Origin of the sequence: Pseudomonas sp. GD04158, from assembly GCF_029834875.1 — a bacterium.
GTDB lineage: Bacteria > Pseudomonadota > Gammaproteobacteria > Pseudomonadales > Pseudomonadaceae > Aquipseudomonas > Aquipseudomonas hydrolytica.
Genome location: NZ_JAODYT010000031.1, coordinates 23798 through 42011, shown reverse-complemented (window position 1 = coordinate 42011; position 18214 = coordinate 23798). Strand labels below are relative to the sequence as shown.

General features: G+C 66.5%; 14 protein-coding genes. 8 read left to right on the top strand and 6 right to left on the bottom strand.

Translation table 11 applies throughout. The annotated features are described in order from the left end of the window. The first annotated feature begins 85 nt into the window (after window positions 1–85). Window positions 86–2284 carry an OsmC domain/YcaO domain-containing protein gene (locus tag N7333_RS13635; protein WP_129484196.1) on the top strand — a complete coding sequence of 733 codons (2199 nt, stop codon included), beginning with the start codon at window positions 86–88 and terminating at the stop codon, window positions 2282–2284. Between the two features lie 33 nt (window positions 2285–2317). Here the strand turns inward: N7333_RS13635 and N7333_RS13630 are convergent, their stop codons facing one another. Further along, entirely contained in the window at window positions 2318–3232 is a 915-nt protein-coding gene (locus N7333_RS13630; RefSeq protein WP_129484197.1) for a LysR family transcriptional regulator, read from the bottom strand. Between the two features lie 95 nt (window positions 3233–3327). Between N7333_RS13630 and N7333_RS13625 the strand changes: the two genes are divergently transcribed. The 3 genes from N7333_RS13625 (at window position 3328) to N7333_RS13615 (ending at window position 5210) form a co-directional block, all read left to right on the top strand. Continuing rightward, window positions 3328–3648 (top strand): putative quinol monooxygenase, encoded by a 321-nt coding sequence (locus tag N7333_RS13625; protein WP_036986939.1) that lies wholly within the window; start codon window positions 3328–3330, stop codon window positions 3646–3648. After that, window positions 3645–4499, top strand: a complete 855-nt coding sequence (locus N7333_RS13620; RefSeq protein ID WP_129484198.1) for a type 1 glutamine amidotransferase domain-containing protein — start codon at window positions 3645–3647, stop codon at window positions 4497–4499. The genes N7333_RS13625 and N7333_RS13620 overlap by 4 nt, the downstream gene beginning before the upstream one ends. Window positions 4500–4616: 117 nt before the next feature. Beyond that, entirely contained in the window at window positions 4617–5210 is a 594-nt protein-coding gene (locus N7333_RS13615) for a nucleotidyltransferase family protein (protein ID WP_129484199.1), read from the top strand. Window positions 5211–5389: 179 nt separating this feature from the next. On the opposite strand, the gene N7333_RS13610 is transcribed toward N7333_RS13615, so the two are convergent. Beyond that, window positions 5390–6283 (bottom strand): LysR family transcriptional regulator, encoded by an 894-nt coding sequence (locus N7333_RS13610; protein WP_129484200.1) that lies wholly within the window; start codon window positions 6281–6283, stop codon window positions 5390–5392. Between the two features lie 104 nt (window positions 6284–6387). Between N7333_RS13610 and N7333_RS13605 the strand changes: the two genes are divergently transcribed. The 4 genes from N7333_RS13605 to N7333_RS13590 all read left to right on the top strand — a co-directional run bounded on the left by N7333_RS13605 (window position 6388) and on the right by N7333_RS13590 (window position 10649). Further along, on the top strand, window positions 6388–7086 hold the full coding sequence (locus tag N7333_RS13605; RefSeq protein WP_129484201.1) for a CoA transferase subunit A: 699 nt from the start codon (window positions 6388–6390) through the stop codon (window positions 7084–7086). A gap of 10 nt (window positions 7087–7096) precedes the next feature. Further along, window positions 7097–7753 (top strand): CoA transferase subunit B, encoded by a 657-nt coding sequence (locus tag N7333_RS13600; RefSeq protein WP_129484202.1) that lies wholly within the window; start codon window positions 7097–7099, stop codon window positions 7751–7753. A 180-nt stretch (window positions 7754–7933) separates the two neighbouring features. Further along, the gene (locus tag N7333_RS13595) at window positions 7934–9115 is read left to right on the top strand and encodes an acetyl-CoA C-acetyltransferase (protein WP_252576737.1); all 1182 of its coding nucleotides are present in this window, start codon (window positions 7934–7936) and stop codon (window positions 9113–9115) included. A gap of 190 nt (window positions 9116–9305) precedes the next feature. After that, window positions 9306–10649, top strand: a complete 1344-nt coding sequence (locus N7333_RS13590; RefSeq protein WP_041772821.1) for a short-chain fatty acid transporter — start codon at window positions 9306–9308, stop codon at window positions 10647–10649. A gap of 205 nt (window positions 10650–10854) precedes the next feature. Here the strand turns inward: N7333_RS13590 and N7333_RS13585 are convergent, their stop codons facing one another. The 4 genes from N7333_RS13585 to N7333_RS13570 form a co-directional block, all read right to left on the bottom strand. Next, complete coding sequence (locus N7333_RS13585; RefSeq protein WP_129483919.1) at window positions 10855–13461, bottom strand: LuxR C-terminal-related transcriptional regulator; 2607 nt, start codon at window positions 13459–13461, stop codon at window positions 10855–10857. 164 nt (window positions 13462–13625) lie between these two features. Next, entirely contained in the window at window positions 13626–14993 is a 1368-nt protein-coding gene (locus N7333_RS13580; protein WP_036987346.1) for a DUF1329 domain-containing protein, read from the bottom strand. Window positions 14994–15020: 27 nt separating this feature from the next. After that, window positions 15021–16814 carry a DUF1302 domain-containing protein gene (locus N7333_RS13575; RefSeq protein ID WP_129483918.1) on the bottom strand — a complete coding sequence of 598 codons (1794 nt, stop codon included), beginning with the start codon at window positions 16812–16814 and terminating at the stop codon, window positions 15021–15023. Between the two features lie 245 nt (window positions 16815–17059). Beyond that, the gene (locus N7333_RS13570; RefSeq protein ID WP_129483917.1) at window positions 17060–18208 is read right to left on the bottom strand and encodes a phosphatidylserine/phosphatidylglycerophosphate/cardiolipin synthase family protein; all 1149 of its coding nucleotides are present in this window, start codon (window positions 18206–18208) and stop codon (window positions 17060–17062) included. Between the last annotated feature and the right edge of the window lie 6 nt (window positions 18209–18214).

Genomic DNA, 18214 nt, shown 5'->3' with positions numbered 1-18214 from the left:
GCGCCACCGCAAAAGCACAAGACTTCCCCGGCAAAAGCCGGATAATGGCGCCCCTCGTTTTTTGCTCGCAATGCCGGTAAGCCTCATGGAAATCAAGGTCAACTTTCTCGACAACCTCCGACTCGAAGCCAAGTTCGATGACTTCACGGTGGTGGCCGACCAGCCGATCCGCTACAAGGGCGACGGTTCGGCCCCGGGTCCGTTCGACTATTTCCTGGCCTCCTCGGCGCTGTGCGCGGCCTACTTCGTCAAGCTGTACTGCCAGACACGCGACATTCCCACCGAGAACATCCGCCTGTCGCAGAACAACATCGTCGACCCGGAAAATCGCTACGCGCAGATCTTCAAAATCCAGGTCGAGCTGCCGGCGGACATTTCCGAGAAGGACCGTCAGGGCATCCTGCGCTCCATCGACCGCTGCACCGTGAAGAAGGTGGTGCAGCAGGGCCCCGAGTTCATCATCGAGGAAGTCGACAACCTCGACGCCGATGCCCAGGCGCTGCTGATGCCGGTGAGTGACACCACCACCTACATCCCGGGCAAGGACCTGCCGCTGGAGCAGACCATCGCCAACATGTCGGGCATCCTCGCCGAGCTGGGGATGAAGATCGAGATCGCCTCCTGGCGCAACATCGTGCCCAACGTCTGGTCGCTGCATATCCGCGACGCGCAGTCGAACCTGTGCTTCACCAACGGCAAGGGCGCGACCAAGGAGGCCGCACTGGCCTCGGCCCTCGGCGAGTTCATCGAGCGGCTGAACTGCAACTTCTTCTACAACGACCAGTTCTGGGGCGAGGACATCGCGGGCGCCGAGTTCGTCCACTACCCCAACGAGCGCTGGTTCAAGCCGGGGCCGAAGGATGCGCTGCCCGAGGAGATCCTCGACGAGCACTGCCGGGCCATCTTCGATCCGGACGGCGAGCTGCGCGCCTCGCACCTGTTCGACACCAACTCGGGCAACACCGCGCGCGGCATCTGCTCGCTGCCGTTCGTGCGCCAGAGCGATGGCCAGACGGTGTACTTCCCCAGCAACCTGATCGAGAACCTGTACCTGTCCAACGGCATGAGCGCCGGCAACACCCTGGCCGAAGCGCAGGTGCAGTGCCTGTCGGAGATCTTCGAACGGGCGGTCAAGCGCGAGATTCTGGAGAACGAGCTGTGTCTGCCGGACGTGCCGCAGGACGTACTGGCCAAGTACCCGGGCATCGTCGCCGGCATCCAGGGCCTGGAGGAACAGGGCTTCCCGGTGCTGGTCAAGGATGCCTCGCTCGGGGGCGAATTCCCGGTGATGTGCGTGACCCTGATGAACCCGCGCACCGGTGGCGTGTTCGCCTCCTTCGGCGCCCACCCGAGCTTCGAGGTGGCGCTGGAGCGCAGCCTTACCGAACTGCTCCAGGGCCGCAGTTTCGAGGGCCTCAACGACCTGCCGCAGCCCACCTTCGACAGCCTGGCGCTGACCGAGCCGAACAACTTCGTCGAGCACTTCATCGACTCCAGCGGCGTGGTGTCCTGGCGCTTCTTCAGTGCCAAGGCCGACTTCGAATTCGTCGAGTGGGACTTCTCCGGCGAAGGGGCAGACTCCAACGAGCAGGAAGCCGCGACCCTGTTCGGCATCCTCGAGAACATGGGCAAGGAAGTCTACGTGGCCACCTATGACGACCTCGGCGCCAACGCCTGCCGCATCCTGGTGCCGGGCTACTCGGAGATCTACCCGGTCGAGGACCTGATCTGGGACAACACCAACAAGGCGCTGCTGTTTCGCAAGGACATCCTCAACCTGCACAGCCTGAGCGACCGCGAGCTGAAGTCGCTGCTGCGCAACCTCAACAACACCGAGGTCGACGACTACACCGACATCACCACGCTGATCGGTATCGAGTTTGACGACAACACGGTGTGGGGCCAGCTGACCATTCTCGAGCTGAAGCTCTTGATCAACCTGGCGCTGAAGAAATACGACGACGCCAAGGAGTTGGTCGAGGCCTTCCTGCAGTACAACGACAACACCGTCGAGCGCGGCCTGTTCTACCAGGCGGTCAACGCCGTGCTGGAGATCCAGCTGGACGACGAGCTGGAGCTGGCCGACTACGAGCACAACCTGCGGCGCATGTTCGGCAACGAGCGCATGGACGCGGTGATCGGTTCGGTGGAGGGCAGCGTTCGCTTCCATGGCCTGACGCCGACCAGCATGAAGCTCGAAGGCCTGGACAAGCACCTGCGCCTGATCGACAGCTACAAGAAACTGCACGCCGCCCGCGCCAGGGCGGCGGGCTTGGCCGGCTGAGCAATCGCCCCAACCGAATCGCGGGCCTTCGTTCTAGTCCGCCGCCTGCGCGACTGCCTGCACCTGGCGGCGGAACCAGCTGCGCAACGGGTCGGCGTGGGTGCGTTCGTGCCAGATCTGCATCACCTCGACACGCGGCAACTCCAGCGGTAGCGGATGCATGCGCAGCTCAGGGTCCCGGGCGACCGCCTCCTGCGCCAGCGAGCGCAGGCAGGTGAGCAACAGGTCGCTGCCGCGCAGCAGGCGCGGCGGGGCAACGAAGCTGGACAGCCCGGCAGCGATCCGCCGCTGCAGCCCCAGTTGCTGCAACGCCCTGTCCACCAGTCCCTCGAGATCCCCCGTCAGCGTGGTGATCAGATGCTCGCAGGCGACGAAACTCTGCAGATCCAGGCCGCGCGCGAGGCGTGGGTTGTCATGCGCGGCGAGCACGACGAAGTCCTCGCTGAGCAGACGCTGCTGATGGAAAGTGCCCGGCAGGTCCTTGTAGAAGCCGGCGATGGCCAGGTCGCAGGTGCCCTTCTCCAGCTCGTCACGCGGTAGCTGGCCACGGGTGTTGTGGGTGACCAGCACCAGGTTCGGTGCCTGCTGGCGCAGAATCGGCAGCAGCCTGGGCAGCAGGGTCTGCTCGATGTAGTCGGTGCTGTACAGATGCAAGCGCTCGACGCGCCCGAGAAAGTCCTGCCCATCGCAGCGCTCGTAGAACCCCTCCAGCTCCCCCACCAGGCGCTGAACCTGCGGCGCCAGCTCATGGGCCCGCGGCGTCGGTGTCAACCCTCGCGGCGCGCGCACGAACAGCGGGTCACCGAACTGATGCCGCAGCTTGTTCAGCTTGTGGCTCAGGGCTGGCTGACTCAGCGCCATGCGTTCGGCCGCCAGCGAGGCGTTGCGCTCCTGATAGAGCACATGGAAGACCAGCAGCAGATTCAGGTCCTTCTTGGCGATATTCATTTTTTGAATTCCTGAAATAAGCGCTTTCGAATTTTCGAATCATATCGCCTTGCCTAGGATGGTGCCTGAAAACCCGTTGCCCCATGGAGATCAGCATGACGATCGGCATCTTCGCCACCATCACGCCCCAACCCCAGCACCGTGCAGCGGTGGAGCAGGCGCTGCGCCTGATGGTGCAGCACTCGAGGGCCGAGGCCGGCAACCTGCGTTACGACCTGTTCCTGCGCGACGACGGCCAGGCCTTCGACCTGTTCGAACTCTACGTCGACCAGGCCGCCGTCGATGCCCATCGCCAGAGCGCCCACTACCAGCACTATCGCGCCGCCACAGCCGACTGGCTGAGCGCCCCCACCCAGGTGCGCGTGGTTCACGCCCTGGACCTGGCCCCCTTTTCCCAATCAGGAGAACGATCATGAGCAAGAAGACCACCCTCGCCGTCGCCGTTGCCGGCTCCCTGCTGGCAGGCAGCGCCCTGGCTGCCGGCAAGGGCGAAGTACTGGTGCTGTTGTCGAGCGAAACGCAACTGCCACTCAAGGATGGCAAGCAGTACACCACCGGGTTCTACCTCAACGAGTTCGGCGTCCCCGCCGACCATCTGCTCAAGGCGGGCTACGAACTGGTGCTGGTCACACCCAAGGGCAATGCCCCGCGTGTCGATGAGAACTCGGTAACCCCGCAGTACTTCGGCGGCGACGAGCAGGAGATGCAGCGCATCCGCAGCCTGGTGGAAAACCTGCCGGGCATCGACGACACGCTGTCGCTCAAGGAAGTGCTCGAGGGCGATCTGCAGCGCTACGCCGGCCTGCTGATTCCCGGCGGTCATGCGCCGCTGATCGACCTGGCCAACAACCCCGAGGTCGGCGCCCTGCTGCGTCACTTCCACCAGGCCGGCAAGCCCACTGCCGCCATCTGCCACGGCCCGATCGCCCTGCTCTCGGCGCAGCGCGACCCGGCGGCCTACCAGGCGGCCTTGGCCAATGGCGAAACACCGGCAGCGGCCGACTGGATCTATCAGGGCTACCGCATGACCATCTTCTCCACCCCGGAGGAGCAGGTTTTCGAACAGTCGCTGCAAGGTGAACGCATCCTGTTCTACCCGGCCACCGCGATGGAAAGCGCGGGCGGCGAGCTGAGCTACGCCGAGGCCTGGGCGCCCAACGTGGTCGTGGATCGCGAGCTGATCACCGGGCAGAACCCCTTCTCCGACCATGCGCTGGGGAAGAAGCTGGTGCAGATGCTCGACGCCAAAGGCCAGCAGGCGCAGTGAAGTCCGAACCGCCAGGACGGCGTCGCCGTGCGTCGTCCTAGCGGTTCGCAGATCGCCTCACCGCAAACCGAATTAGTCCTTACAATCGGCGGCATTCACATCCTTCACAGGCGTGACATGCAACCGAACCAGCCGTCCCCCCCCATCGCCGCGCTGATGCTCGCCGCGGGTTACAGCCGCCGCTTCGGTGCCGACAAGCGCCGGCTCGTGCTCGCCGACGGCCGCTCGCTGCTGGCCGCCAGCCTGGCCCTGCCCTGTTCGATGCTCGAAGACGTCTGGCTGGTGCTGCGTCCGGACGAAGCGCTGACAGAGCTTGAGCTGCCACAGGGCGTGCATATCGTGCAGAACCCGGCCACCGCCGAGGGCATGGGCCATAGCCTGGCCGCAGGGGCCGAGCGCCTGCTGGCCGAATCGCGCGCTGACGCCGTGGCGATCTTTCTTGCCGATATGCCGTCGATTCGTCGCCACAGCCTCGAGGCGCTGATGGCCTGCGCCGCCCCGGACCGCATCGTGCTGCCCAGCCATCAGGGCAAACGCGGTCACCCGGTACTGTTCGGCCGCCGCTTCTGGGCGCAGCTCGCCGAGCTGAGCGGCGACACGGGCGCCAGGCCGGTGATCCAGCGCAACCCCGACGCCGTGCAGATCCTCGAACTGGACGACCCCGGCCTGCTGCTGGACGTCGATACCGCCGAGGACTGGCAGCGGCTCTAGTGTGCCGCCTCGGATCGATACTCGTAGGGTGTCGCGGGGCCGCCTAGGCCGTGCGCACCACGCATCCACCTTGCCAGCGGTGCGCACGGCGCACCCTACACAGGCCAGATGCAGCCGCTTGAAGTTCCTCCTAGAGCGGGTGCTGCCCGCCTCCACGCCAGCGGTGGGTTTCACCCGCCCTACGCCTGATAACGCTCTGCCTGACGTAACAGCGTGTCGCTCAACGCCTGCGCCGCGCTGGACAGCTGATGCCCGGCCTGGTGCAGCAGGCCGACACGCCGCGTGACCTGCGGCTCGCCCAGCGGCAGGCAGCGCGCGCCCAACTCCTCCATCTGCTGCCGACACAGCTGCGGCACCGCGCTGACGCCGAGGCCTTCGGCGACCATGCGCCCGACCGTCACCAGCTGATGACTCTCGAACGCCACCGGCAGCCTGCCGTGGCTGGCGATCACGCTGTCTTCCAGCAGCAGGCGCACCGCCGAGGGCCGCTGCAGGGTGATGAAGGGCCGGTCGAGCAGATCCACCCAGCTCAGGGCCTCGCGCTCGGCCAGCTCGCTGTCGGCCGGCACCACGGCGACGAAACGATCCTCGTACAGCGGGGTGAACTGCAGACCATCGAGGGTTGCCGGCTCGAAGGCGATGCCCAGCTCGACGCGGCCGTCGCGGACCATTTCCATCACCTGTTCGTTGATCACGTCGTGCACCGCCACGTTGACCCGTGGGTAGGCGTCGCGAAAGGCACGCAGCGCCGCCGGCAGTCGGTTGCCGGCGAACGACGGCATGGCTGCCACCGCCACCTTGCCCATCTGCAGGGTGAAGTGCTGGCGCAGCAGGTCCTCGGCGTTGTCCCAGTCGGCGAGCAGACGCACGGCGATCGGCAACAGCGTCTCGCCCTCCGGCGTCAGCGCCACGCTGCGGGTGGTGCGCACCAGCAGCTGGCCACCGAGGGATTGCTCGAGGTTCTTGATCGCCAGGCTCAGCGCCGGCTGCGACAGATGCAGGCGCTCGCAGGCCTGGGCGAAGCTCAGGCTTTGCGCCACGGCGAGAAAGGCGCGTAGCTGCTTGACGGTCATTAATTTATTTCTCTGATCAATCGAGAGGAAAAACAAACTTAACAAATAAGCTCGTAGCGCAGAAGCTTGGCCTCACCCCAGATAACAACAAGAGGCAGCCTCGAATGAGCGGACTCGACAAACGCGTCGGCAGCTATGCAGAAGCCCTGGACGGCCTGCAGGACGGCATGACCGTACTGGCCGGCGGTTTCGGCCTGTGCGGCATCCCCGAGAACCTGATCAAGGAGATCCGCCGCCGTGGCGTGCGCGATCTGACCGTGGTGTCCAACAACTGCGGCGTCGATGGCTTCGGCCTCGGCGTGCTGCTGGAAGACCGGCAGATCCGCAAGATGATCGCCTCCTACGTCGGCGAGAACGCCCTGTTCGAGCAGCAACTGCTCTCCGGTGAGCTGGAAGTCGAACTGACCCCGCAGGGCACCCTGGCCGAGAAGCTGCGCGCCGGCGGCGCCGGTATTCCCGCCTTCTTCACCGCCACCGGCTACGGCACCCCGGTCGCCGAGGGCAAGGAGGCCCGCGAGATCAACGGCCGCCACTACATTCTCGAGCCGGCCATCACCGGCGACTTCGCCATCGTCAAGGGCTGGAAGGCCGACCACTTCGGCAACGTGGTCTACCGCCACACCGCGCAGAACTTCAATCCGGTGGTGGCCACCGCCGGGCGCATCACCGTGGTCGAGGTCGAGGAGATCGTCGAGCCCGGTGAACTCGACCCGACGCAGATTCACACCCCCGGCATCTATGTCGACCGGCTGATCTGCGGCAGCTTCGAGAAACGCATCGAAAAACGCACCCTGCGCAGCTGAGGACAAGAGCATGGCACTGACCCGTGAACAAATGGCCCAGCGCGTGGCCCGCGAACTGCAGGACGGCTTCTACGTCAACCTCGGCATCGGCATCCCTACCCTGGTCGCCAACTACGTACCCGAAGGCATGCAGGTGATGCTGCAGTCGGAGAATGGCCTGCTCGGCATGGGCGCCTTCCCCACCGAGGAAGAAGTGGACGCCGACATGATCAACGCCGGCAAGCAGACCGTCACCGCGATCAAGGGCGCAGCGATCTTCGACTCGTCGCAATCCTTCGCCATGATCCGTGGCGGCCACGTCGACCTCACCGTGCTCGGCGCCTTCGAGGTGGACGTGCGCGGCAACATCGCCTCGTGGATGATCCCCGGCAAGCTGATCAAGGGCATGGGCGGCGCCATGGACCTGGTGGCCGGTGCCGACAACATCATCGTCACCATGACCCACGCCTCCAAGGACGGCGAATCCAAGCTGCTGGAGCATTGCAGCCTGCCGCTGACCGGCTGTGGCTGCATCCGCAAGGTGCTGACCGACCTGGCCTACCTGGAGATCGAGAACAACGCCTTCATCCTGCGCGAACGGGCGCCGGGTGTAAGCGTCGAGGAAATCGTGGCCAAGACCGCCGGCAAGCTGATCGTCCCCAAACACGTCCCGGAAATGAGCTTCTAAGTTGTCTACCGTCTCGAAGGCGCCACCACGCACGGCGTCTTCGGGACGTTTTTAGTTCGGCCAGATGGGGCTTGTGGCAGAGGCTTTAGCCGCGACTGGAAACTCGCCGCTAACGCGCCTCCCACGGCTCTGGTATCGCACTGCAGCGTGGAGCGATTCGCTCTCGCCTAGGAGTCAAGCATGCAAGACGTCGTCATCGTCGCCGCCACCCGCACCGCCATCGGCAGCTTCCAGGGCAGCCTGGCGGAGATTCCCGCGCCCGAACTTGGCGCCATCGTCATCAAGCGCCTGCTGGAGCAGACCGGCCTCGATGCCGCCCAGGTCGATGAAGTCATCCTCGGCCAGGTGCTCACTGCTGGCTCCGGGCAGAACCCCGCACGCCAGGCCGCCATCCGCGCCGGCCTGCCCCATGCCGTGCCGGCCATGACCCTGAACAAGGTCTGCGGCTCGGGTTTGAAAGCCCTGCACCTGGCCACCCAGGCCATTCGCTGCGGCGATGCCGAGGTGATCATCGCCGGCGGCATGGAGAACATGAGCCTGGCGCCCTACGTGCTGCCGAAAGCCCGCACCGGCCTGCGCATGGGCCACGCCCAGTTGCAGGACAGCATGATCCTCGACGGCCTGTGGGATGCCTTCAACGACTACCACATGGGCATCACCGCCGAGAACCTGGTGGAGAAATACGGCATCAGCCGTGAAGCCCAGGACGCCTTCGCTGCCGTCTCGCAGCAGAAGGCCGTGGCCGCCATCGAGTCCGGTCGTTTCGACACAGAAATCACCCCGGTGCTGATTCCACAGCGCAAGGGCGACCCCGTCGCCTTCGCCCGTGACGAACAGCCACGCGCCGGCACCACCGCCGAATCCCTGGCCAAGCTCAAGCCGGCGTTCAAAAAGGACGGCAGCGTCACCGCCGGCAACGCCTCCAGCCTCAACGACGGCGCCGCTGCCGTGCTGCTGATGAGCGCGAGCAAGGCGCAATCGCTGGGCCTGCCGGTGCTGGCGAAGATTGCCGGCTACGCCAATGCCGGCGTCGACCCGGCGATCATGGGTATCGCCCCGGTGTCGGCCACCCGCCGCTGCCTGGACAAGGCCGGCTGGAGCCTGGCCGATCTGGACCTGATCGAAGCCAACGAGGCCTTCGCCGCCCAGGCGCTGTCGGTCGGCCAAGAGCTGGGTTGGGATACCGACAAGGTCAACGTCAACGGCGGCGCCATTGCCCTGGGCCATCCCATCGGCGCCTCGGGCTGCCGCGTGCTGGTGACCCTGCTGCACGAGATGATCCGCCGCGACGCCAAGAAAGGTCTGGCCACGCTGTGCATCGGTGGCGGTCAGGGTGTGGCGCTGGCCATCGAGCGCAATTAAGCAACCCGAACACCGTAGCCCGGATGCAATCCGGGGAAACCTGCCACGGAACTCCCGGATTGCATCCGGGCTACGCCAAACAGCTCGGCCTCGTGCCGGGCTTTGTCATTTGTGCTGCAACGGCCAGGCGAAGCCAACCCTCGAATGCCTGGTCAAAGCCCTTACAACCATAAAAAAAGAGGCATCCCCCATGTTCAACACACTCACCCGCATGAGCGTGGGCCTGGTACAGAAGTACCTGCCCTCGCCCTTCGTCTTTTCCACCCTGCTCACCCTGGGCGTGCTGATCGCCGGCATGACCGCCACCGGCCAGTCGCTGCCGGCCATGGTCCAGCACTGGAGCGGCGGCTTCTGGACACTGCTCGGCTTCGCCATGCAGATGGCGCTGATCTTCGTCACCGGCCACGCCCTGGCCAGCGCGCCGATCATCAACCGCCAACTCGACCGCCTGGCCGCGATCGCGCGCACGCCGGGCCAGGCGATCATCATGGTCACCCTGGTGGCGTTGGTGGGCTGCTGGGTCAACTGGGGCTTCGGCCTGGTGATCGGCGCAGTGTTCGCCCGCGCCCTGGCGCGCAAGGTCGCAGGCGTCGACTACCCGTTGCTGGTGGCCTCGGCCTACTCGGGCTTTCTGGTCTGGCACGGCGGCCTCGCCGGTTCGGTGCCGCTGTCCATGGCCACCGGCGGCCCCGATCTGGCACGCATCACCGCCGGTGTACTGACCGAACCGGTGAGCATCACCCAGACCCTGTTCAGCCCGCTGAACCTGACCATCGTCGCGCTTCTGGTGATTGGCCTGCCACTGCTCAACCGCGCCATGCATCCGCGTCAGGGCGCCAAGGTGGCCGACCCGGCCAAGCTGGTGGAATCGCACGCCGAGCTGCCGGCCCGTGACACCCCGGCGCAGCGCCTGGACGACAGCCGCATCCTGGGTCTGGCGCTGGTGGCCATGGCCGGCATCTACCTGTTCAACCACTTCGCCAGCAAGGGCTTCGTGCTCGGCCTGGACGTGGTCATCGCCATCTTCCTGTTCAGCGGCCTGCTGATGCATGGCACCCCGGAGCGCTACATGCGCGCGGTGGACGAGAGCGTGCGCGGCATCGGCGGTATCGTCCTGCTGTTCCCCTTCTATGCCGGGATCATGGGCATGATGATGGGCGCCAACGCCGACGGCGTCTCCCTCGGTCGGCAGATCACCGAGTCCTTCATTTCCTGGTCGTCGGCCGACACCTTCCCGCTGCTGGCCTTCCTCAGCGCCGGTGTGGTCAACGTGTTCGTGCCCTCCGGTGGCGGCCAGTGGGCCGTACAGGGCCCGATCATGCTGCCGGCTGCCCAGGCTCTGGGCGTATCGCCCACCGTCACCGCCATGGCAATCGCCTGGGGCGACGCCTGGACCAACATGATCCAGCCGTTCTGGGCGCTGCCGCTGCTGGGCATCGTCGGCCTTGGCGCGCGAGACATCATGGGCTACTGCCTGATCATGCTGCTGTACTCGGGCGTGGTGATCTGCGGCGCGTTCTATCTGCTCGGCTGAGCGAGCAACGAAGCCTGGTAGGGTGGGCCGGGCAGCGATCTGCTTCGGCCCACACGGACCAACCCGGTGGGCTAAAGCCCACCCTACAAACTGAAGCTAACACCTAGCCGTAGGGTGGGCTTCAGCCCACCAGCAGTCCGACAGCGGCGGCCCATAGAGCTCGCCCCTGAAAGAGCGGGGACCGGCCCATCCGAACATCGCCGGTTCAATCCCCCATCAGACCATACGCCTTGGCCATGGCCACCGCCTGTGTGCGCCGCTGCACGCCGAGCTTGACGTTGATCCGCCGCGCATGGGTCTTGACCGTGTGCAGGGAGATGAACAGGCGATCGGCGATCTCCTGATTGGAACAGCCCTGAGCGATCAGCTGCAGCACCGCCAGCTCACGCGAGCTGAGCAGCGCGGTGCCGGCGCTGGCCGGCTCGTCCAGCGTCGGTGGCGGCTGGAACAGACGCTGGTGCAGGCTCTGCCCGGCCTCCCCCGGCAGCAACCGTTCCAGCCACTGCGGTTGACGCTGCTGCAGCTCCAGCAGCGGACGCAGCAGGCGCAACTGGCGTGCTTCGCCAAGGGCCTGTTGCAGCAGCGTCTCGGCCTGCTCGTCATGCCCCTGCAGCAACAGGCTTTCGGCCAGCGCGACACGGCACTCGCAGCTGAGGCTGCGATGTCCGGCCATCTGGCATTCGTCCAGCAACAGGCGCAGGGCATGCTCGGCAGCGGCATGATGACCGAGCAGCAGGTCGCTGACGGCCAGGTAGCGACGCAGACGCGGCAGCAGGTCATAGAAGCCCGAGGGCGCCAGTTGCTGGCGTTGCTGCAACTGCTGCAGGGTCTGGGCGAACACCTCGCGGGCACGGCCGTACTGTTCCTGGCGCAGCAGCAAGCGCCCGGCCTGCAGCTGCAGCACACCGCGATAACGCACCTCCGGCACGTGCGAGCACTGCATCACCCGCTCGGCCTTCTGCAACCACTGGTAGGCCTCGTCGAGATCGCCGCACGCCTCGGCCAGCTCCACCTGCCCCAGGTAGCCGGAGATGGTGTAGGCATCCTCGCAGAACTCGGCCTCCTGCAACCCCTGGCGATAGGCCTGCCGCGCCGTCTCGTCCAGGCCCTGGCGCGCCAGCAGGCTGGCACGCAGCAGCAGCAGGCGACCGACCACCGGGCTGTGGCTGACCCGCCCACGCAGCAGCGCCAGCGATTGCTCGGCCAGCTCCGCGGCGCGTCCGGCCTCGCCCTGCATCTCCAGCAGCAGGCAGCGGTCGGTGTTGAGCAGCGCCTCGTAGATCAGGCTGCCGTGCAGGCGCGACAGCCGCAGCCCTTCATCCAGCGCCTGCTGCGCCTGGCCCAGGGCGTTTTCCGCCAGGTACTGCTGGGCCAGGGCCTGATAGCAGAGGATGCGCTGCGACCAGCCGCTGTCGTCCAGTGCCTGCAGCGCCTCCAGGCAGTGCTGGCGTGCGTCGCGGCGCCCGCACTGGCGCGCCAGCACGCCGCTGAGCGCCTGCCAGTGAGCGAGCAGCTTGCGCTGGCGGCGGGCATCGGGCTGAGGCAGAAAGTGCGTCAGCGCCTCGGTGCAGGCGCGCGCCTCGTCGAAACGTGCACAGATGATCAGCGCCCAGGCCTGCAATACGACCAGCCGCGGCGAGCTGGCGAACAGCCAGGCCGGCAGCTCTTCGCGCCATTGCAGGAGCTGCGCGACCGAATGCCCCTGTAGCAGCTGCTCCTGGCTGAAGCGCTGCAGGTAGTTGACCGCCACCTCCACCTGCCCCGCCTGCAGGGCGTGCTCGACCGCCTCACGAATATCGCCGTGGCGGGCGAACCATTGGCAGGCACGCACGTGTATCGGCGCAGGCATCGGTCCACTGGGCAGGCTGCGCAGCACGTTGGCCAACGGCCGCCACAGACGGAACCAGGTACCACTGCTGTCGAGACTGCGCACGAACAGTTGGCGTCGCTGCAGCTCGCTCAGCAGCTCGGCGCCGCGGCCTTCCAGCAGGTGCTCACAGAGCGACAGGGCGAACCGTGGCAGCAGAGCCAGCGCATGCAGATCGCTGCGCAGTTCGTTATCCAGATCGGCCAGCACCTCGCGCTGCACGTAGTCGCGCAGCAGCGGGCAGCCGGCCTGCAGGCGCTGGCGCAACGCATCCTCGTCGGCATCGAGCAGCAGCAGGCGAATCGCCGCCAGCCAACCTTCGCTGCTTTGCAACAATCGCTGCCCGAGGTCCTCACCCAGGTTCAGCTGCAGCGCCGTCAGCAGCTCGGCCAGCCCCGCCTCGTCCAGCGCCAGGTCCTGCCCTTCGAGCTCCAGCAGATCGCCCTGCAGCAGCAGGCGCGGCAGGTTCCAGGCCGGCGTGCGGCGGCTGGCCACCCACCAGGTGATCTGCGCCGGCGCCGCAGCGAACAGGCGGTCGAGGCAGGCATCGAGTTCGCCATCGGGCTGGCGCGGGTAATCGTCGAGAAAGATCCACAGCCGCCCCGAATGCGCCTGCAGCATTTCCAGCAGGGCCGCCTCGTTCACTTCCGTCGCAGGCTGCTGCAAGGCCGCCGCCAGACGCGTGCAGAGCTGCGCCGGGGTCAGGCTGCGCCCGCCCAGATCCAGCCACAGCCGCGCCACGGCGGCAGGCGTCTGGCGCGCGCACTGACCAAGCAGCACGCTCTTGCCGGCACCGGCCGGCGCGCAGAGCAGGCGCAAACGGGCATCGCTGGCGAGCAGGCGCTGCTCGAGCGGCAATCGCGCAATCACCGCGGGCGGCAGCCGCGGCAGGTCGGCAGACGGTGCCGGAACCGCATTGGAGCGGGCAAGGGCAAGGGTCGGCATGGCAGCGGTTCTCTCTGCTTGTCATTGTTGAAAACCACCGTTCGATGGTAGCCCGCCAGCAGAGCGCCCGCACCCCGTCGGGCTTATGCCTGAAGATTCACAAGACCATGGCGGCCAGACAGCACGACGCCGCCCGCAGGCGGCGCCGTTGACAAGCACGAGACTCAGCGCACGCCGGCGTTACGCAAGGCGGCCGGGGTGAAGTCCTTGGCCGAGGCCTGGGTGCCGTACTCGATGGAGCGCTTCTCCTCGTTGGCCATGCCGATGGCCAGGTAGCGCCCGGCGATGATGTCGTACAGCGCCTCGAAGGCATACACCGGCACCTTCTGCGCGTACTGCTGCATCAGCATCGCCTCGCCGACCCGCCACAACTGGCCACGGCCATCGTAGTGCTCGGACAGGGCGATCTGCCAGGAGTCCTCGTCGACGTAGAAGCGGCGCTTGGCGTAGATGTTGCGCTCGCCGGACTTCAGCGTCGCCTCCACTTCCCAGACGCGATGCAGCTCGTAGCGCAGCAGGTCCTGATTGACGTGACCGGCCTTGAGGATGTCGGCGTACTTCACCTGCGGCGAGGCCACGCGGTAGTTGTTGTAGGGAATGAACAGCTCGCGCTTGCCCACCAGCTTCCAGTCGTAACGATCCGGCGCGCCGTTGAACATGTCGAAGTTGTCCGAGGTGCGCAGGCCGTCGGCCGCGGTGCCCGGGCCGTCGTAGGCCACCTGCGGGGCGCGACGTACGCGACGCTGGCCGGCATTGTAGAGCCAGGCCATGCGCGGCTCCTTGACCTGATCGAGCGAGTCATGCACCAGCAACACGTTGCCCGCCAGGCGCGACGGCGCGGTGACCCGCTGCTTGAAGAACAGCAGCGCGTTCTCCGCCTTGGCCGGATCGACGTCCGGCATGTTGTCGGGGAACGCCACCTCGTCCTCGAAATGCACCAGGGTGTAGGCGCCGTTGGTCTGCGGCGAGGCCTGCACGATGCTGCGCCTGAGGTTGCCGCCGCGGTAACGGGTGATGTGGTTCCACACCACCTCCAGACCGTTCTGCGGAATGGGGAAGGCGTAGTAGCGACTGTCGGTGAAGTTGGTCAGGCCGTTGCCGCCGGGCATCAGGCCGGTGTTCAGCGCGCTGGTCTTGGCCGCGGCGTAGATGGCGTCCGGCACCGCGGTGCTGCGATGGGTCGGATAGACCGCCATGCGATAGCTTTCCGGGTAGCGCTGGAACATCGCCAGTTGCCCGGCCGACAGTTGGTCGCGGTACTGCGCCAGGTTCTGTGCGGTGATGGTGAACAGCGGCTGCTCGCCCGCGAAGGGGTCACTGAGAAAACCGCGTGCATCGACCTGCCCGGCGTTGGCCGCCAGGCCGCCGGTCCAGGCCGGAATGGTGCCCGCGGCATTGCCTTCCATCTGCGCCCCCAGCGGGGTCAGGCTGGTGCCCAGCTTGGCCGCTTCCTCGGCGCTCACCGCCGCCAGCACGCTGCCGGCCAGCAGGCTCAGGGACAGCGCGCCAAGCATCTTAAGGGTTGTATTCATCTGCATTCCTCAACTGATCCTGATGACCTAGAAGCTCACGCCGAAGCTGAGCGCCAGAAAGTCGCGGTCGACCGCGGTGTTGTACTTGCCGCCGAAGAAGTCGGTGTACGACAGGCTGGCGGTGTAGGTATTGCGGTAGTCGGCATCGACCCCGAAGCTCACCGCCTTGGCACCCTCGTTGAACAGGCCGTTGGGGCCATAGCCGTCGACGTCATGCGACCAGGAGACGTTCGGCCGCAGGTTCACCCCGGCGAACACGTTGCTGTATTCCCAGATGCCGCGCACCCGGTAGCCCCAGGAAGTGCTGGTGACGAAGCCGTGGGTGTCGCCACGGAAGCCGTAGGCTCCGAACAGCGAATCGCGGCCATAGCGCAGGTCCTCGCGGCTCTCCAGCCCACCGACATGGGCCATGCCGATCTCGCCCACCAGGGTGAAGCGCCCGGCGCCCATCACCTGATCGAAGAAATGGGTGAAGGTGGTCTGCACCTGGGTGACTTCCTTGCGCCGGTAGCCGACGTTGTCCTGGCCCGGGCCGGCCGCAACCGGCGCGGTGCCGGGAGCGATGGGATTGAGCAGGCTCAGGGTCATGTCGGTGGTGTTGATCTGCAGCGGCAGGTTCGGCCGGTAGCTGACCTCACCCGCCCAGGCGGTGCCGGTGGGCAGCGTGGTGGAGAAGCTCAGGCCGTAGAGACGGATGTCCTCGGGGTATTCCAGGTAGTAGCGGCCATTGCCGAGCATCACGCTCTGCGCCAGGCCGGCGCCGCTGCCTGGGGCGATGCCGTTGGCGGTGCCGATGATCCCCGGCAGCGCCGCCAGGGTCGCCAGGCCGGCGTTCTGCGTGCTGACGATGGGCGTGCGGCTGTGGTAGTTGATGAAGTAGGCGCCGTACTCGGTCTCGTCACCCAGCCAGCGCAGGGCCAGGCCCCACTGGCCGCTATCACGCGCATCACGATCACCGGCACGCGGCAGGATCACCCCTTCGCTGTCGACCCGGAAACCCTGGCCGAACGCGGCGGCGATCGGCTGCAACGGCGCGATGGCCGGCGAGCCGATGTGGTAGCCGTTGTCGCAGCCATCGGCGGCCACGTCGGCGGTGGAGAAGAAGGTGCCGCAGTTGTCGAGGATGGTCTGGTCCCACTCCAGCTGGTAGAAGGCCTCCATGCTCAGGCGGTCGGTGAGGCTCTGCGACAGGTAGAGCATGTTCACCGGAATCAGGCCTTCCTTGATCTCCGCGCCGGGGCGGCGGAAGGCGGCCACATCGATAGGGTTGATGGCGTTGATGCTGTTGCCGATGAAGGTGCTCTCGCCCCAGCTCACCACCTGCTTGCCGACCCGCACCGTGCCCGGCAGATCGCCAATGGCGTAGTTGTGGTAGAGGAAGGCATCGAGAATTTCCGCCCCCGAAGACTTGGCGCCCTCCTTGCGATTGCTGTCGTCGATATCCTTGAACAGGCGGCTCTCGTCCTTGAGCTCGAAGTCGTACCAGTACTTGCCGCGCACGAAGGCGCCGGTGTCGCCGTACTTCAGCTCCAGATCGTGGATGCCCTTGAAGATCTTCGAGAAGGTCTCGCCCTTCTTGAAGTTCAAGCGCCCATCGTCGCCGGTCTGCGCCTGGCCCTGGCCGCCATTGTTCGGCCCGATCAGGTCGCGGTCCGGGCTGCGCATCGACCAGCTGGCCCCGATCGACAGCGAGCTGTCGAACTGGCCCTCGATCTCGCCGATGTTGAAGTTGATGGCCTGCGCCGGAGCGCTGATGCCAAGGGCGATGGCCAAGGCCAAGGTATGCGGCTGGAATAGTCCGGGCCCTGTTGTTCTTGTCATGCGGGTCTCCTGAGTTGGGGTGCAGCTGTCGTGCCCGTCTGCCGCGTTCGCAACACGGAACGAGGCAGCAGGCCAACTGCACCCTACGCAGCGCCCGACACCGGGATAAGCGCACCAAGGAGGGATTTCACCTGTCGCCCGAAAGGATGAACGACGCCCTGCCACGGGCGGCAGGCCGCGACACTCAGCGTGCTGAATGACGGGGTATCAGGTGGATGGGGAACTTTCTCCGGCGCGTGCGGGTTTCAGCGCCAGCGATCGAGCAGGTTCACCGCCAGCCGGTCCAGCCAGCCCCACAGGCGTTGCTGCGCGCGGCGCCACCAGGGGCGCTGGTGCCAGTCCTGCAGGGTGACTTCGCGACTGTGGCCGAAGTCCTCGATGAAGCTGGCGGCCACCGCCCGGGTGAAGGCCGGGTCGAGCGCTTCGACGTTGGCGTCGAGGTTGAAGCGCAGGTTCCAGTGGTCGAAATTGCACGAGCCGACGCTGACCCAGTCGTCCACCAGCACCATCTTCAGGTGCAGGAAACGCGGCTGGTACTCGAAGATGCGCACGCCGGCCTTGAGCAGCCTGGGGTAGTAGCGCTGCCCGGCGAAGCGCACCGGTGGATGATCGGTGTTGCGCCCGGCCAGCAGCAGGCGCACCTCCACACCCCGTGCGGCGGCCTGGCGCAGGGCGCGGCGGATCTTCCAGGTGGGCAGGAAGTACGGCGTGGCCAGCCACACGCGCTGCCTGGCGCCACGCAGCGCGCGCACCAGCGACAGCAGGATGTCGCGGTGCTGCGCCGCATCGGCATAGGCCACACGGCCCAAGCCCAGCCCCGCGGGCGGACAATCGGGCAGGCGCAGCGGCATGGGCTGGTGACTCGGGCGCCAGGAAAAGCGCGCCAGCCACTGGTGCTCGAACAGCTGCTGCCAGTCACCCACCAGCGGTCCCTCGATCTCCACCATGGCTTCGTGCCAGGGACTGCTCGCCTCGTCCGGCAACCAGAATTCATCGGTCGAACCGGTGCCGCCGACATAGGCCAGACGCCGATCCACCAGCAGCAGCTTGCGATGATCGCGGTGAAAGTTGCGCACGCCGCGGCGCCAGCGCACCGGGTTGTACCAGCGCAGTTGCACACCGGCACCCAGCAGCTGCTGGCGCAGCGCGCTGCCCAGCCCGGCAGCGCCAAAGGCATCGAACAGCCCGCGCACCAGAACGCCACGGGCGCTGGCCCGGCACAGCGCGTCCACCAGGCGTTCGCTGCAGCCTCCGTCCTCGATCAGGTACAGCTCCAGCTCGACCTGGCGCTCGGCGCTGTCGATGGCCGCCAGCATGCGCGGAAAGAACGCCGCCCCATCGAGCAGCAGCTCGAAACGATTGCCCGCACGCCAGGGGAAGATGGTGCCGCGCACGGTCCG

Excerpts from the sequence above, each read along its gene's own strand:
- N7333_RS13635 (WP_129484196.1), top strand. The coding sequence starts at position 86 with ATGGAAATCAAGGTCAACTTTCTCGACAACCTCCGACTCGAAGCCAAG.
- N7333_RS13630 (WP_129484197.1), bottom strand. The coding sequence starts at position 3,232 with ATGAATATCGCCAAGAAGGACCTGAATCTGCTGCTGGTCTTCCATGTG.
- N7333_RS13625 (WP_036986939.1), top strand. The coding sequence starts at position 3,328 with ATGACGATCGGCATCTTCGCCACCATCACGCCCCAACCCCAGCACCGT.
- N7333_RS13620 (WP_129484198.1), top strand. The coding sequence starts at position 3,645 with ATGAGCAAGAAGACCACCCTCGCCGTCGCCGTTGCCGGCTCCCTGCTG.
- N7333_RS13615 (WP_129484199.1), top strand. The coding sequence starts at position 4,617 with ATGCAACCGAACCAGCCGTCCCCCCCCATCGCCGCGCTGATGCTCGCC.
- N7333_RS13610 (WP_129484200.1), bottom strand. The coding sequence starts at position 6,283 with ATGACCGTCAAGCAGCTACGCGCCTTTCTCGCCGTGGCGCAAAGCCTG.
- N7333_RS13605 (WP_129484201.1), top strand. The coding sequence starts at position 6,388 with ATGAGCGGACTCGACAAACGCGTCGGCAGCTATGCAGAAGCCCTGGAC.
- N7333_RS13600 (WP_129484202.1), top strand. The coding sequence starts at position 7,097 with ATGGCACTGACCCGTGAACAAATGGCCCAGCGCGTGGCCCGCGAACTG.
- N7333_RS13595 (WP_252576737.1), top strand. The coding sequence starts at position 7,934 with ATGCAAGACGTCGTCATCGTCGCCGCCACCCGCACCGCCATCGGCAGC.
- N7333_RS13590 (WP_041772821.1), top strand. The coding sequence starts at position 9,306 with ATGTTCAACACACTCACCCGCATGAGCGTGGGCCTGGTACAGAAGTAC.
- N7333_RS13585 (WP_129483919.1), bottom strand. The coding sequence starts at position 13,461 with ATGCCGACCCTTGCCCTTGCCCGCTCCAATGCGGTTCCGGCACCGTCT.
- N7333_RS13580 (WP_036987346.1), bottom strand. The coding sequence starts at position 14,993 with ATGAATACAACCCTTAAGATGCTTGGCGCGCTGTCCCTGAGCCTGCTG.
- N7333_RS13575 (WP_129483918.1), bottom strand. The coding sequence starts at position 16,814 with ATGACAAGAACAACAGGGCCCGGACTATTCCAGCCGCATACCTTGGCC.